Source organism: Rathayibacter sp. AY2B7 (assembly GCF_002931635.1).
Taxonomy (GTDB): domain Bacteria; phylum Actinomycetota; class Actinomycetes; order Actinomycetales; family Microbacteriaceae; genus Rathayibacter.
Window position 1 is genome coordinate 18,565 of the sequence record NZ_PSUC01000026.1, and the last position, 14,450, is coordinate 33,014.

Below are 14,450 nucleotides of genomic sequence, written 5' to 3' on the forward strand. Positions count from 1 at the left end.
CCAGTGGCACCCCCAACGGGGCACAGGCGCACCTCTCAGGAGGGCTCGGCGAGTGCCCACATCGCGACCGCCGACGCCGCAGCGACGTTGAGCGAGTCGATCCCGTGCCGCATCGGGATCTGGACGGCGACATCGGCGGCGGCGAGCGCGTCGGCGGTGAGACCCTGCCCCTCGGTGCCGAGCACGAGGGCGACGCGCTCCGGAGCGCGGGCGGCGAAGTCCCGCAGGGGTACCGCCTCCGGGGTCAGAGCCATCGCCGCGATCGTGAAGCCCGCGCCGTGCAGGAGCCGCTGCGTCGACGGCCAGTCGCCGACGCGCGTCCAGGGCACCTGGAGGACCGTTCCCATGCTCACGCGGATGGCGCGGCGGTAGTACGGATCGGAGCAGCGCGGCGTCACCAGCACCGCATCGGCTCCGATGGCCCCGACGGAGCGGAAGATCGCGCCGACGTTGGTCGGGTCGACCACGTCCTCGAGCACGACGACGCGGCGTGCTCCCGCGAGCAGGCCGGCCGGGTCGGGCAGCACGGGCCGGTCCATCGCCGCGATCAGGCCGCGGTGCAGGGTGTACCCGGTGAGCTCGGCCAGGAGCTCACCCGGGCCTGTGAAGACGGGGACGTCGAAGCGGCCGACCAGGCGCTCGGCCTCGCCGGCCGACCCGCCGAGGGCGAGCACCGAGCGCGGCCGGTGCCCGGCGGCGATCGCGCGCTCGAGCACGAGCGCCGACTCCGCGATGTACAGGCCGTGCGGACCGCGAGCGTTCTTCAGCGCGACGTCGGTCGCGTGCGCGTAGTCGCGCAGCCGCGGGTCGTCGAGCGCGGTGACCTCGATCCGCTCCACCGGATCAGGCGAAGGGGTCGGGGGTGAGCGTGTACTTGGTGCTCAGGTACTCGTGGATCCCCTCGAGTCCGCCCTCGCGGCCGAGGCCCGACTGCTTCACCCCGCCGAAGGGCGCCGCCGCGTTCGACACCACGCCGACGTTGAGGCCCATCATCCCGGTGGCGAGCCGCTCGATCATCCGCTGACCGCGGGCGAGATCGCGCGTGAAGACGTAGGACACCAGTCCGTACTCGGTGTCGTTGGCGAGCGCGACGGCGTCGTCCTCGTCGGTGAACGGCACGATCGCGAGGACCGGGCCGAAGATCTCGGTGCGCAGGATCTCGCTCTCCCGGTCGACCCCCGCGAGCACGGTCGGCCGGTAGAAGTGGCCGGCCCCCTCGATCCGATCGCCGCCGGTGAGCAGGCGCGCGCCGCGGGAGATTGCGTCCTCCACCAGCGCGGACGCCTTCTCGACCGCGCGCTCGTCGATCAGCGGGCCGATGGTCACTCCGTCCTCGGTGCCGCGGCCGACGCGCAGAGCGCGCACGCGCTCCACGATCCGCGCCGCGAACTCCTCGGCGATCGACTCGTGCACGAAGAAGCGGTTGGCGGCCGTGCAGGCCTGGCCGATGTTGCGGAACTTCGCGAGCATCGCGCCCTCGACCGCCCGGTCGAGGTCGGCGTCCTCGAACACGACGAAGGGCGCGTTGCCGCCCAGCTCCATCGAGGTCCGCAGCACGTTCTCGGAGGCCTGCTTCAGCAGCGTGCGCCCGACGGGAGTGGAGCCGGTGAAGGACACCTTCCGCAGGCGGGGATCCGACAGGATCGGAGCCGACACGGCTCCCGCCGAGGACGTGGTGACCACGTTGAGCACGCCGTCGGGGAGCCCCGCCTCGGCGAGCAGCGCCGCGAAGGCGAGCGTGGTGAGCGGAGTGAGCTCGGCCGGCTTCACGACGACGGTGCAGCCCGCCGCCAGCGCCGGAGCGATCTTCCGCGTCGCCATCGCGAGCGGGAAGTTCCAGGGGGTGATCAGGTAGCAGGGGCCCACCGGGTGCTGCGAGACGATCATCCGGCCGCTGCCCTCGGGCGAGACGCCGTAGCGTCCGCTGATGCGCACCGCCTCCTCGCTGAACCAGCGGAGGAACTCGCCGCCATACACGACCTCGCCCCTCGCCTCCGCGACCGGCTTGCCCATCTCGAGCGCCATCAGGAGCGCGAACTCCTCGGTGCGCTCCTGCAGGAGGTCGAACGCCCGCCGGAGGATCTCGCCCCGCTTGCGCGGCGCCGTCGCGGCCCACGACGGACCGGCGGCGACGGCGGCGTCCAGCGCCCGGACCCCGTCCTCCGGAGTCGCGTCGGCGATCGAGACCAGGACCGCTCCGGTGGCCGGGTCCTCGACGTCGATCGAGCCGCCGCCGGAGGCGTCCACCCACTCACCGTCGATCAGCAGCTGCGTGGGGATGCGGGCGAGCAGAGCGGTCTCGGCTGCGCGGGACGCGACGGAATCAGTCACAGGAGGGAACCACTTCTTCGGATCGGAGCGCGCAGACCGCGCCGGGAGGAGCTTCTCGTCCTCCCAGTGTAGGACGAGCGATCGCTCCGGGGGCGGGGTCGCCGGGAGCCGCGAGGACCTGCGCCGCCCTGAGCCCTGTGGAGGGACGAGCGCTCAGACGGACCGCTCGACGCGGATTCCCGCCTCCGTGAGCTCGCGCAGCGCCGCGGCACTCGCCTCCTCGGAGACGCCCGCGACCAGGTCCTCGAGCACGCGGACCTCGAGCCCCGCCCGTCGCGCGTCGAGTGCCGAGGCGCGCACGCAGTGGTCGGTCGCGAGTCCCACGACGTCGAGCGCGGTGACGCCCCGCTCCGCGAGCACGGCGCCGAGCTCCTCGCCCGCCTCCGTCGTGCCCTCGAAGGCCGAGTAGGAGGGACGGCCCTGTCCCTTGAGGATCTGCACGTCGATCCGAGCGGTGTCCAGGGCCGGGTGGAACCGCGCGCCGTCCGTGCCGGCGACGCAGTGGACGGGCCAGCTGTCGACGAAGTCCGGCTCCACCGCGAAGTGGCCGCCGTTGTCGGAGTCGCCCTCGTGCCAGTCGCGGGAGGCCAGCACCGCGGAGTAGCGGTCGGCGTGCGCCGCCAGATGCGCGGTGATTCCCTGGGCGACGGCCGCGCCGCCTGTGACGGCGAGCGCGCCGCCCTCGGTGAAGTCGTTCTGCACGTCGACGATCAGGAGTGCGGTGGTCATCGTGGGCCTTCCGGGAGGAGGTGGCGAGGAGGAGCGGGAGGTCGACCCGCCCGCGTCAGGAATCGGAGAGCGAGGATCCGCAGCGGTAGACACCCGTCACGAGAGTGTCGATCGCGGTCTTCGCCGAGTCGGAGACGTCGCCGAGAGCGTAGACCGCGAAGGTCAGCTCGGTGCCGTCCGCCGCGGCGACCACGCCGGCCAGGGTGTATCCGGTGTCGATCCAGCCCGTCTTCGCCCGCACCGCGCCGTCGGCCGCGGCGTTGTCGCCGGCGAAGCGGTCGGAGTAGGAGAGCGAGCCCGTCCGTCCCGACACCGGCAGGCCGTCCAGGAGGATCCCCAGCTGCCCCTCGCGGGCCTGCACCTTCCGGAGCAGCTCGGTGAAGTACGCCGGCGCGACCGCGTTGTCGTCGCTCAGGCCGGAGCCGTCGACGATCGCGATCCCGGACGTGTCGACGCCGTAACCGGCGAGCCCCTGCAGCACACCGGCCTGCTCGGCAGCGAAGTCGCTGCCCGCGCCGGTGCGGATCGCGACGAGTCGCGCGAGCATCTCAGCGATCGCATTGTCGGAGACGAGCAGCATCTGCTGCACGAGCGTGCCGACCGGGGCGGACTCCACCGTGCCGAGAACCGCGGCGCCCGCGGGAGCGGTCCCCGTGGAGACCACGGGCGAGCCGTCCAGCTCGTCGGCGAACGCCTCGCCGGCCCGGCCGACCGGATCCGTGCCGCGCTCGGAGGTCGAGGCCGTGGGGTCCTCGCGATCGCCGTCCACCTGGAGCGCCGTGATCTCGGGCATGTAGCCGTCGACCTGCTCCTTGCGGTTCCAGCTCGGCTGCCAGGTCTCGCCCGAGTAGAGGGAGGAGTCGAGCACCAGCGACGTGATCGGCGTCCCGTCGGTGGAGGGGTCCGCCTCCCAGGCGCTCTCGACCTGCGCCGCGAGGTCGTCGAGGTGGGCCGCTCCGGCGTAGGTCGACTCCCGGCCGGTCGGGAGCCGGGTCAGGGTGAGGTCTCCCCCGCCGACGAGGACGACGCTTCCGGGTTCGCTCCCCCGGACCACGGTGGTGGCGATCCGCGTGTCCGGGCCGAGGACCGCGAGCGCCGACGCGGCCGTCAGGATCTTGAGGGCGGAGGCGGTGCGGGACGCGGTCCCGCCCCCGCGGTCGAACAGGACCTCGCCCGTCGCGGCGTCGACCACACGCGCCTGCATCGAGCCGAGGCGCGGGTCGGCGGCGAGCCCCGCCACCGAGCAGGTGCGGAGCGCCTCGGCCGCCGCTTCGGCGGTGGGCCGCGCCGTGGCCGTCGGCGTCGGGGTGGGAGTCGCGGTGGCGGTCGGGGTCGAGGCGACGGGCAGCGCCCCGGGCTCCGCGGCGCTGCCGAGAGCCGTCCCCACGCCGAAGGCACCGCCACCGAGCACGGCGGCCACGAGCACCGCGGCGACCACGAGAGTGCGGCGACGGCGGGGAGGAGGCGTGTCGGTCATCCGCAACAGGGTAGCGACGCGAGTTCGACGGGACCTGGACGCCGCGGACCCGGCCGGGAACTCACGGATCCGGCCTGGACGTCGAGGATGACGGGAGAGGGAGCCGCCTGTGGGAATCGAACCCACGACCTTCTCATTACGAGTGAGACGCTCTGCCGACTGAGCTAAGGCGGCGTGCACGCGGGGCCTGAGCCCCGGACACGATTACACAGCATAGCCTGCTCGCGCCCCCGGGCGTGAATCAGGACGGCGCGGTCGACCAGAGGCCCCGCGACGGCGGCCGCGACCGCTGCGCTCGGCTCAGGCGAGCGCGCCGCGGAGCTCCTCGAAGGAGCGGGCGATGCGTCCGGGCAGGGCCTCCCGGCCGTCGTGATCGACCCAGGCCGCCCAGGCGTGGCGGACGGCGGCGAGCCCGAGGAGCGTCAGCATCCGCGCCCGGCTGCGCACCCGCTCCGCGTCGTCGTCCTCCTGGCCGAGACGCTCGGCGACGAGCCCCTCGACCGCGAGCTCGAACTCGCGCATCCCCGCGATCTTCAGACCGACCAGATGCGGGTGCTCGCGGAACAGCGCGCGGCGGAGGACGTGCAGCTCCCGGTCCTCCTCGAGGGGCTCCTCCATCGCGGCGACGAAGACGCGCTGCAGGTCCTCGAGCACGGCGCCCCGGCCGGCGACGAACGCCGCCGCCGTCTCGTCGGCGATGACCGGGAGCCCGCCGACCAGCGCGTCCTCCTTCGAGGCGAAGTAGTTGAAGAAGGTGCGCGTGGAGACGTCGGCGGCGCGCGAGACGTCCTCGATGGTCACGCGCTCCGGCCCGCGCTCGCTCGCCAGGCGGAGGACGGCGATCTCGATCGCCCTCCGCGTGGCCAGGCGCTTGCGCTCCCGGAGCCCGGGCTGCTGCTCGCGGGGCCGCTCCTGCTCGGTCAGCACTGCGGATCCACCTCCGGCACGGTGCCCTCGAGCAGGTACGCGTCGACCGCGTCGTTCACGCAGGACGTCGACTTGTTGTAGGCCGTGTGGCCCTCGCCGTCGTAGGTGACCAGGTGACCGGCGGAGAGCTCGCCCGCGAGCGCCTGCGCCCACACGTAGGGCGTCGCGGGATCGTTCGTGGTGCCCACGACCAGGATGGGCGCCGAGCCCTCCGCGGTGATCGGCTCGCGGGAGCCCTCGAAGGCCGCCGGCCACTCGCTGCAGAGGATGTCGCCGTAGGCCATGTAGCGGCCGATCGTCGGCGCGGCCTGCTCGAGAGCGGCCTCGTCGGCGCGCATCGAGGCGGTGTCGGCGTCGTAGGAGTAGTCGACGCAGTTGATCGCGAGGAACGCCTCGGTGGTGTTGTCCGCGTACCGGCCGTCCGCGTCGCGCCCGTTGTAGGCGTCCGCGTACTGGAACGCGACCGCGGGGTCGCCCCGGCGGACGTCGGCCAGCATCTCGCTCAGCGCTCCCCACGCCGTGGCGTCGTAGAGCGGGTAGACGATCGCGGTGAACAGCGTGCTCGCGCCGAGCTCACGGCCATCGGCGGCCCGGATCGGCGAGGCGTCCACGTCCTCGAGCATGCGCTTCAGCTGGGCCATCCCCGCGTCGACGGTGCCGGTGAACGGGCAGTCGTCCGAGCGGAGGCAGTCGGCGAGGTAGGCGCGCAGTGCGCTCTCGAACCCCTTCGCCTGCTCGCGCACCACGTCGAACGAGGTGGCCGCCGGATCGATCGCGCCGTCGAGGACGAGGCGGCCGACCCGGTCCGGGAACAGCCCGGCGTAGGTCGCTCCGAGGAACGTGCCGTAGGAGTAGCCGAGGTAGTGCAGCGTCTCGTCGCCGAGCGCCGCGCGCAGCACGTCGAGATCACGGGCGGCGCTCGGGGTGCCGACCTCGGGCAGCAGCGGCCCGCTGCGCTCCTCGCAGGCGGCGGCGAACGCGGCAGCGGTCGTGCGCTGCGCCTGGATCCACTCGTCGCTGCCCCGCTCCCCCGGCGTGATGTCGTAGAGGTAGGAGTCGAGGCCCGCGGCGTCGAGACAGGACACCGCGGTGGAGGCGCCCACCCCGCGCGGATCGAAGCCGACGACGTCGTACCGGGCGGCGAGCGCGGAGTCGACCGCGTAGTCGGCGCTGTCGTGGATGAACTCGACGCCCGACGCTCCCGGTCCGCCCGGGTTCACGAGCAGGGACCCGATCGCCGGGCCCTTCGTCGCGGGTCGGCGCACCAGAGCGATCGACGCGGTCTCCCCCGAGGGGTCGTCCCAGTCGAGCGGGACGGTCGCGTCGGTGCAGAGAGCGCCGTCGCCGCAGTCGTCCCAGACCAGCACCTGCGAGTAGTAGCGCTCCAGGGAGTCGTCGACGGTCTGCGGATAGGGGGTGGAGGTCCGGTCGACGCTCGGGCCGGGCGCGAAGCAGCCGGTCAGGAGGGACGCGGCCGCGACGAGCGCGAGGACGACGGCCGTCCGGCGCCCCCGCCTCACGCGGCCACCGGACGGCGCGCCGCGACGACGAGCAGCGCCTCGAGAGCGAGGACCGGGGAGACGTTCGCGTCGATCCGCTGCCGGGCTGTCGCGATCGCGTCGAGGACGGCGAGCGTGCGGTCGGGCGGAGTCGCGTCGGCGAGCGCGGTCATCTCGGTCCGGACCTCCTCGTTGATGACGCCGCCGGGCGCTCCGAGCTGGAGGCGCACGACGTCGCGGTAGAGGGAGAGCAGGTCGACGAGGATCCGGTCGAGACCGTCGCGGAGGCTCCGCGTCGCGCGTCGCTTCTGGTCCTCCTCGAGCGCCCGCAGCTGCGAGCGGAGCTGCGCGGGCACGGTGCCCCCGGGCTCGACGCCGAGCGAGCGCAGCGCCTGCTGCCGCTCGGCCTCGTCGCGCTCGAGGGTGATCGCCTTGGCGTCCTCGGTCGCGACCTCGATCATCCGAGCAGCGCCGAGCACCGCGTCCGAGACGCCGCGGAGGCGCAGGGCGATGCGGAGCGTCTCCTCGCGGCGCTCGCGCGCGTTCGCGTCGGTCGCCAGGCGGTGCGCCATCCCGATGTGGCTCTGAGCCTGGCGGGCGGCGCGCTCGGCGGTCTCGGGGTCGACCCCGTCGCGGCGCTCGAGGAGACCGGCGACGTCCTCGATGCTCGGCACGCGGAGCCGCACGGAGCGGACGCGGGAGCGGATGGTGGGGAGCAGATCGGCCTCGCTCGGGGCGCACAGGATCCAGACCGTGCGCTCCGGCGGCTCTTCGAGCGCCTTCAGCAGCACGTTGGACGTGCGCTCGCTCATCCGGTCGGCGTCCTCGATGACCATGACGCGGTAGCGCGACACCGAGGGCGAGTACTGCGAGCTGCTGACCAGCCGCCGCACCTCGTCGATCGAGATGATCACGCGCTCGGTCGTCAGCACGGCGAGGTCGGGATGGGAGCGGGCGGCGACCTGGCGGCAGTCGGGGCACTCCCCGCAGCCGCCGTGGCGGCAGAGCAGTGCGGAGGCGAACGCGTAGGCGAGGTTCGAGCGGCCGGACCCGGGAGGGCCGGTGATGAGCCAGGAGTGCGTCATCGACGACGACTCCCGGCCACGGTCGTCCCGGGGCGTCGAGGCGTCCTGCAGGGCGCCGATGGCGTGCTCCTGCCCGACGAGCTGGCTCCAGACGGTCATGCCACCAGGCTAACCGCGAGCACCGACAGCCGACGCGCCGTCGAGGAGGACGGCGACCCGCTCCCGCACCGCGGCCGCGATCTCCTCGACGGGGAGAGCGGCGTCCACGACGAGGAAGCGCTCGGCGTCCGTCTCGGCGATCGCCAGGAACGCCTCGCGCACGCGCCCGTGGAACTCCGCCTTCTCGGCCTCCAGCCGGTCGAAGCGTGTGCGGGCCGCGTCGAGCCGGCCCCGCGCGACGGCGGGGTCGAGGTCGAGCAGGACGGTGAGGTCTGGCCTCAGGTCGTGGGTGGCCCACTCCGAGAGCCGCCGGACCTCGACGGCGTCGAGGACCCGCCCGGCTCCCTGGTAGGCGACGGAGGAGTCGATGTAGCGGTCCTGCACGACGACCTCGCCGCGCTCGAGCGCCGGTCGCACGAGCGTCCCGATGTGCTGAGCGCGGTCCGCCGCGTAGAGCAGGGCCTCGGCCCGCGGATCGATCTCGCCGCGGTGGTGCAGAACGATCTCGCGGATCTGCAGGCCCACCTCGGTTCCTCCGGGCTCGCGGGTGCGGACGACGGTCTCGCCACGCGTGCCCAGCCACTCCTCGAGCAGCCGGGCCTGCGTGGTCTTGCCCGCGCCGTCCCCGCCCTCGAGGGTGACGAACAGCCCGGTCACGACTCCGTCGCGTCCGACGTCTCGGCGGCGGCCGCCGCAGCCGCGCGGCTCGCGGCGGTGGCGCGGGGCGCGGCGGGCTTCTTCGCTGCGGTCGTCTTCTTGGCGGCCGCCGTCGTCTTCGCCGCGGTCGTCTTGGCCGCGGTCGTCTTGGCCGCCGTGGTCTTGGCCGCCGTGGTCTTGGCCGCCGTGGTCTTGGCCGCCGTGGTCTTGGCCGCCGTCGTCTTCGCCGCGGGCTTCTTGGCCGGCGCGCGCTTGGCCGGAGCCTTCTTGGCCGGGCCCTTCGCACGCTTGTCGGCGAGCATCTGGACCGCCTGCTCGAAGTCGATCTCCTCGATCGTCAGGCCCTTGGAGATCGTGACGTTGGTCTCGCCGTCGGTCACGTAGGCGCCGAAGCGTCCGTCGCGGATCCGGATCGGCTTGCCGCTGACGGGGTCCGCCTCGAACTCCTTCAGGGCGCTCGACGCGCGTCGCGCCCCGTACTTCGGCTGGGCGAAGATCTCGAGCGCCGTCGGCAGGTCGACCTCGAAGATCTGGTCCTCGCTGGTGAGCGACCGGCTGTCGGTGCCCTTCTTGATGTACGGGCCGTATCGGCCGTTCTGAGCCGTGATCGGCTCGCCGCTCTCGGGGTCGTCACCGACCGTGCGCGGCAGGTCGAGCAGGCGCAGCGCCGTCGCCAGGTCGATCGACGCGACGTCCATCGACTTGAAGAGGGAGGAGGTGCGCGGCTTCACGACAGCGGGCTTCTTCGCGCCGCGCTTCGCGGGCGCGGGCTCGACGACCTCCCCGGTGGCGGGATCCGCCGCGGTCTCCGGCTCCGGATCGACCTCGGTCACGTAGGGGCCGAAGCGCCCGTCCTTGACGACGACGGTCTTGCCCGAGTCGGGGTTGCTTCCCAGCACGCGGTCGGTCTGCACCGGGGCGTCGACGAGCTCCTGCGCCTTGGCGGGCGTGAGCTCGTCGGGAGCCAGCTCGAGCGGCAGGTTGACGCGACGCGGCGTCTCCTGCCCCTCCTCCTGGGCCACCTCGAGGTAGGGGCCGTACTTGCCGATGCGCAGGGTGATGTCGTCAGTGATCCGGACGGAGTTGATGCTCTTCGCATCGATCTCGCCGAGGTTGTCCACGACGTGTCGGAGCCCGGGGTGCGTGCCTCCGCCGAAGTAGAAGCGGTTGAGCCAGGCGACGCGGTCCTCCTCGCCGCCGGCGATGCGGTCGAGGTCACCCTCCATCTCGGCGGTGAAGTCGTACTCCACCAGGTCGGAGAAGAAGTCCTCGAGCAGCCGGACCACCGAGAAGGCGATCCAGTTGGGCACGAGGGCGGTCCCACGCGGAGTGACGTAGCCGCGGTCGACGATGGTGGAGATGATCGACGCGTAGGTGGAGGGCCGGCCGATGCCGAGCTCCTCGAGCGCCTTGACCAGGCTCGCCTCCGTGTAGCGCGGGGGCGGCGAGGTCTCGTGGCCCTTGGCCTCGACCTCGGCGACGACCAGGCTCTGGCCGACCTCGAGCACCGGCAGCTTGGCGTCCTTCTCGTCGCGGGCGCCGTGACGCTCCTCGTCGCGCCCCTCCTCGTAGGCGAGGAGGAATCCGCGGAAGGTGATGACGGTTCCGGAGGCGGTGAACTCGGCGGTCTTCGCGACGTCGCCGGCCGGCTCGGCGAGCAGCGTCACGGTGGCGGTCGAGCCCTTGGCGTCGGCCATCTGCGAGGCGACGGTGCGCTTCCAGATGAGCTCGTAGAGGCGGAGGTCGTTGCCGCGGAGGGTGCCCGAGAGCTGGTCCGGGGTGCGGAAGGTCTCGCCCGCGGGCCGGATGGCCTCGTGCGCCTCCTGCGCGTTCTTGTTCTTGCCGGAGTACAGGCGGGGCTTGTCCGGGACGGTCTCGGCTCCGTAGAGGGACGCGGCCTGGGTGCGTGCGGCGTTCAGCGCCTGCTGCGAGAGCCCGGGCGAGTCGGTCCTCATGTAGGTGATGAAGCCGTTCTCGTAGAGCGACTGCGCGACGCTCATCGTCTGGCGCGCCGAGAAGCGGAGCTTGCGCGCCGCCTCCTGCTGGAGCGTGGACGTGGTGAACGGGGCGGCGGGGCGGCGCGAGTACGGCTTGGACTCGAGGTTCGAGACCCGGACCGTGGTGGCGGGGTCGCGAAGCGCCTCGGCGAGGGCACCGGCGGTGGACTCGTCGAGGACGGTGACGTCGCCCTTCAGCTGACCGCGGTCGTCGAAGTCGCGGCCGCTTCCGATCCGCTTGCCGTCGAGCCGAGCCAGGCGGGCGTCGAAGCCCGCCGCGGCGTCCGACTCGGGTGCGAGCACGGTGGCGAGGTCCCAGTAGCTCGCCGACACGAACGCCAGGCGCTCCCGCTCGCGGTCGACCACCAGGCGGGTCGCGGCCGATTGCACCCGACCGGCCGAGAGCCCGGGGCCGACCTTGCGCCACAGCACGGGCGAGATCTCGTAGCCGTAGAGGCGGTCGAGGATGCGGCGGGTCTCCTGGGCGTCGACCAGGGAGGTGTCGATGTCCCGGGTGTTGTCGCGCGCCTTCTGGATCGCGTCCTTCGTGATCTCGTGGAAGACCATGCGGTGCACGGGGACCTTGGGCTTGAGCTCCTCGAGGAGGTGCCACGCGATGGCCTCGCCCTCGCGGTCCTCATCAGTGGCGAGGTAGAGCTCGTCGGCGTTCTTCAGCGCGCGCTTGAGGTCGGCGACCGTCTTCTTCTTCTGGTCGGAGACGACGTAGTAGGGCTCGAAGCCGTTGTCGACGTCGACGGAGAACTTGCCCAGCGGGCCCTTCTTCAGCTCCGGGGGGAGGTTCTTCGGCTCGATGAGGTCGCGGATGTGCCCGACGGAGGCGAGCACCTCGTAGCCGTCGCCCAGGTACTGGGCGATGGTCTTGGCTTTCGCCGGCGACTCGACGATCACCAGCTTCTTCGTGCCGGACACAGTTCTCCTCGATTGGTGCTGTCGGGTCGGACGACCAGTGGTCCGACGTCCCCTGCTGCGGGGAGACGGTGCGCGGCGACGTGGTGCGGGGAACGGCGACGCGTCCCCATCGGCGGGGGCGCCCGACAGGCACACCATACACACTGACTCCGGACGTCCTGCCCCCTCCCGAGGACACGGGGACCTCGGGAGGACGCTGGACACGGCCTCGGAGCCGCCTGCCCGGCCTGCCGTCGGCGGGGGTGACGCGCGGCGCCGATCGGCGCATGATGAGGCATGGCAACGACGCACACCACCACGACCTCCGCCTACACGGCCAAGCTCCTCGACGGACCGCTGGAGGGCAAGACCCTCCGCCGGGGATACGGCGATGATCAGGCCCCCGCCGCACGCCTCGAGATCCCCGGGGCGAGGGCGGGCTCCCGCTACATCTACCTCCTCGCCGGCGGCCTCGAGCACGACGAGGGCGCGGGCGCCCTGCCGACCGCCGCCGCGTACCGGTACCAGCGACTCTCCTCCGACTGACGCGCTCCCGCGGCGTCGTCCGAACCTCGGTCCGGACGACGCCCGCTGCTGCCTCCGCCCTCAGGGCGGCGGGCCGGCCCTCGACCGCGCCGTGAGGGAGAGCGGACCCGCGGCGACGGCCGCCTCCGTTCTCGCGACGCCGCCGTCGACGTCGCAGAGGACGAGCTCGGCGCCGTTCGCGCGCGACACGGCGGCGGCACGTCCGCACGGATCCCCGGCCAGCAGGCCGGAGGCGACGTCGGCCGCCGCCAGGGACGAGGCGTCCGCGGCGGCGACCGCTCGCTGGTGCCCGACGACTCCTGCGCAGCCGGCGAGCACGGCGGCCGTCACCAGGATCGTGCCCGCGACGACTCCGATCGCCACGACCGCGGCCGAGCCCTCCTCCCGGTCGCGGACAGCCCCGGCGAGCCGGCGGATCATCCGCCCCCGCCCAGCGCGCAGGACCGGACCGAGACCGGGAGCGACACCGCCGGGAGCGGGCGCAGCCGGGCCGCCACGTCGACGCAGACCAGTCCGTCCTGCTCCCCCGCCGTGAGCGACGCCCCCGCCACCCGGGCGAGCGGCGCGAGGGGGTCGTCGCCCCGGGCCGCGGACCGGGCCGCGTCGGCGGCCGCGTCGACGAGCCGGACGTACTGCGCCGAGGCCGCCACCGACCCCAGGCACAGCGCCAGCACCGTGACCACCGCCGGGAGCACGAGCGCGAGCTCGGCAGTGGCCGAGCCCTCCTCCTGGACGAGCCGCCCGCGCAGCAGCGGAAGGCCTCTCATCCCGCCGCGGTGAGCGCGCGGGTCACCAGGTCGGTCAGGATGCTCCGCACCTCGTCGCCCTTGAGGATGACCACGAGCAGTCCGGCGAAGCCGACCGCGGCCATCGTCGCGATCGCGTACTCCGCCGTCGCCGATCCCTCCTCGTCGCCCAGAGCGCCGAGCCCTCCCCACCCGGGTCGGCGCCACTCGACGCGCCCCGCGGAGACGTCGACGCCCTTTCCTCCGCCGGACACCGCACCTCCGCCGCTCCTCGAGCCCCGGCTCGTTCCGGCCACATCACTTCCCGCATCCCTCCTCCTACCGAGTCCTCGACTCCGGGAGACTCCCCCGCCGCTGATCGCCGTGTCACTGCTCATGTGTCCTGCTCCGTTCCGCCCCGCTCCGTGCCCCTCCTTTGAGGATCGCGGACTCCCGATCCCGCCGATCGACCCTCCGGTGGATCCGTGGAGACGCCTCCCGATCCCGCCCCTGTGGAGGAGCGGTCGACCGAATCACGCCGTCACCGAGAACGTCGAGAGCAGCACCGAGACGACCATCGGAGCCACTCCGAGCAGCAGGAACGCCGGCAGCACGCAGACTCCGAGCGGCAGCATCAGGGTCACGCCGAGCCGAGCGGCTCGCTCCCGCGCCCCGGAGGACGCCCGTGCCCGGATCAGAGCCGCCTCACTCCGGAGCAGACGTCCGGCCGGCACACCCGCCGCCGCGGAGAGGGCGAGCACCGGGTCCGCGTCGGAGAGCACGCGCGCGCCCGAGTCGAGCCCGCACTCGGCGAGCGCCGCCACGACCCGGGCGCGCGACGACTCGATCGAGCCGCCACCGGCCAGCGCCACCGAGAGGAGGTCGAGCGCGAGCCCGGGCGCCGGATCGGCCGGGGCCGCGCTTCGGACGAGGCGCCGCGTCCACGCGTGCGCGGCCGCCATCAACCCGGCTCCCCCGACCAGGCAGACCGCACCGGGCACCGTCCCGAGGAGCACGCCGACCACGTCGAAGCCCAGCAGCGCCCCCAGACCCAGCGCCGCCAGCGGCAGCGCGCTCACGACCCTCCCGGTGGCGGAGGGACCGGCCAGAGCCACCTCGATGTCCCGGCGGGCGCGTGCCAGCTCGCGCAGGGACTCCGCCAGCTCGCCGAGAGCGGCGGCGACCGGCGCGCCGGAGTCGGCGGCCACCCGCCACGCGGCGGCCAGCGCCGCCCACGCGGTCGCCTCACCGGTGTCCGGCGCTCGCCGTCCCGCCCGCTTCCGCTCCGGGCCGCTCCGCCGCGAAGCCGGCGTCCCGCGCAGCAGCGCCTCCGTCACGTCGCCCCCGCGGCCGGCCTCCTCCGACACCGCCCGGAGCAGCCGCCGCCGCCGCGCGTCTCGAGGCGCTCGGGGTCCTCGCGGGGCTCGGGCCCGAGGCGATCGCCCGCCAGACGGTCAGCGCGATCGACC

The 14,450-nt window shown here is 73.5% G+C and carries 14 protein-coding genes and 1 tRNA gene; 1 reads left to right on the forward strand and 14 read right to left on the reverse strand.

Annotation, left to right across the window (positions count from 1 at the left end; translation table 11 throughout):
* Positions 1-35: 35 nt before the first annotated feature.
* The 10 genes from C5C27_RS06715 to topA form a co-directional block, all read right to left on the reverse strand.
* On the reverse strand, positions 36-839 hold the full coding sequence (locus C5C27_RS06715) for an RNA methyltransferase (protein WP_104237712.1): 804 nt from the start codon (positions 837-839) through the stop codon (positions 36-38).
* Positions 840-843: 4 nt separating this feature from the next.
* Positions 844-2,331 carry an NAD-dependent succinate-semialdehyde dehydrogenase gene (locus C5C27_RS06720; protein ID WP_104313967.1) on the reverse strand — a complete coding sequence of 496 codons (1,488 nt, stop codon included), beginning with the start codon at positions 2,329-2,331 and terminating at the stop codon, positions 844-846.
* A 153-nt stretch (positions 2,332-2,484) separates the two neighbouring features.
* Complete coding sequence (locus C5C27_RS06725) at positions 2,485-3,060, reverse strand: nicotinamidase (RefSeq protein WP_104233726.1); 576 nt, start codon at positions 3,058-3,060, stop codon at positions 2,485-2,487.
* 55 nt (positions 3,061-3,115) lie between these two features.
* Positions 3,116-4,537, reverse strand: a complete 1,422-nt coding sequence (dacB, locus tag C5C27_RS06730; RefSeq protein WP_104313968.1) for a D-alanyl-D-alanine carboxypeptidase/D-alanyl-D-alanine-endopeptidase — start codon at positions 4,535-4,537, stop codon at positions 3,116-3,118.
* Between the two features lie 101 nt (positions 4,538-4,638).
* Positions 4,639-4,711, reverse strand: a tRNA-Thr gene (locus tag C5C27_RS06735).
* 126 nt (positions 4,712-4,837) lie between these two features.
* Positions 4,838-5,464: a TetR/AcrR family transcriptional regulator gene (locus tag C5C27_RS17965; RefSeq protein WP_159939603.1), complete on the reverse strand. Its 627-nt coding sequence runs from the start codon at positions 5,462-5,464 to the stop codon at positions 4,838-4,840.
* Positions 5,458-6,984 (reverse strand): alpha/beta hydrolase, encoded by a 1,527-nt coding sequence (locus tag C5C27_RS06745; RefSeq protein WP_104313969.1) that lies wholly within the window; start codon positions 6,982-6,984, stop codon positions 5,458-5,460. The genes C5C27_RS17965 and C5C27_RS06745 overlap by 7 nt, the downstream gene beginning before the upstream one ends.
* The gene (locus C5C27_RS06750) at positions 6,981-8,147 is read right to left on the reverse strand and encodes a DNA polymerase III subunit delta' (RefSeq protein ID WP_104233729.1); all 1,167 of its coding nucleotides are present in this window, start codon (positions 8,145-8,147) and stop codon (positions 6,981-6,983) included. The genes C5C27_RS06745 and C5C27_RS06750 overlap by 4 nt, the downstream gene beginning before the upstream one ends.
* 9 nt (positions 8,148-8,156) lie before the next feature.
* Entirely contained in the window at positions 8,157-8,804 is a 648-nt protein-coding gene (gene tmk / locus C5C27_RS06755; protein ID WP_104267511.1) for a dTMP kinase, read from the reverse strand.
* Entirely contained in the window at positions 8,801-11,731 is a 2,931-nt protein-coding gene (gene topA / locus C5C27_RS06760) for a type I DNA topoisomerase (RefSeq protein ID WP_104313970.1), read from the reverse strand. The genes tmk and topA overlap by 4 nt, the downstream gene beginning before the upstream one ends.
* Before the next feature lie 276 nt (positions 11,732-12,007).
* Here topA and C5C27_RS06765 point away from each other — a divergent pair, with 276 nt between their 5' ends.
* Complete coding sequence (locus C5C27_RS06765; protein WP_104222197.1) at positions 12,008-12,256, forward strand: hypothetical protein; 249 nt, start codon at positions 12,008-12,010, stop codon at positions 12,254-12,256.
* Between the two features lie 60 nt (positions 12,257-12,316).
* Here the strand turns inward: C5C27_RS06765 and C5C27_RS06770 are convergent, their stop codons facing one another.
* From C5C27_RS06770 to C5C27_RS06785, 4 genes are all read right to left on the reverse strand, one after another.
* Positions 12,317-12,676 (reverse strand): Rv3654c family TadE-like protein, encoded by a 360-nt coding sequence (locus tag C5C27_RS06770; RefSeq protein ID WP_104237719.1) that lies wholly within the window; start codon positions 12,674-12,676, stop codon positions 12,317-12,319.
* The gene (locus C5C27_RS06775; protein ID WP_104313971.1) at positions 12,673-13,023 is read right to left on the reverse strand and encodes a TadE family type IV pilus minor pilin; all 351 of its coding nucleotides are present in this window, start codon (positions 13,021-13,023) and stop codon (positions 12,673-12,675) included. The genes C5C27_RS06770 and C5C27_RS06775 overlap by 4 nt, the downstream gene beginning before the upstream one ends.
* Complete coding sequence (locus C5C27_RS06780) at positions 13,020-13,256, reverse strand: DUF4244 domain-containing protein (protein WP_258066533.1); 237 nt, start codon at positions 13,254-13,256, stop codon at positions 13,020-13,022. The genes C5C27_RS06775 and C5C27_RS06780 overlap by 4 nt, the downstream gene beginning before the upstream one ends.
* Positions 13,257-13,514: 258 nt before the next feature.
* A complete protein-coding gene (locus C5C27_RS06785; protein ID WP_104313973.1) occupies positions 13,515-14,348 on the reverse strand; it encodes a hypothetical protein in 834 nt (277 codons plus the stop codon).
* Between the last annotated feature and the right edge of the window lie 102 nt (positions 14,349-14,450).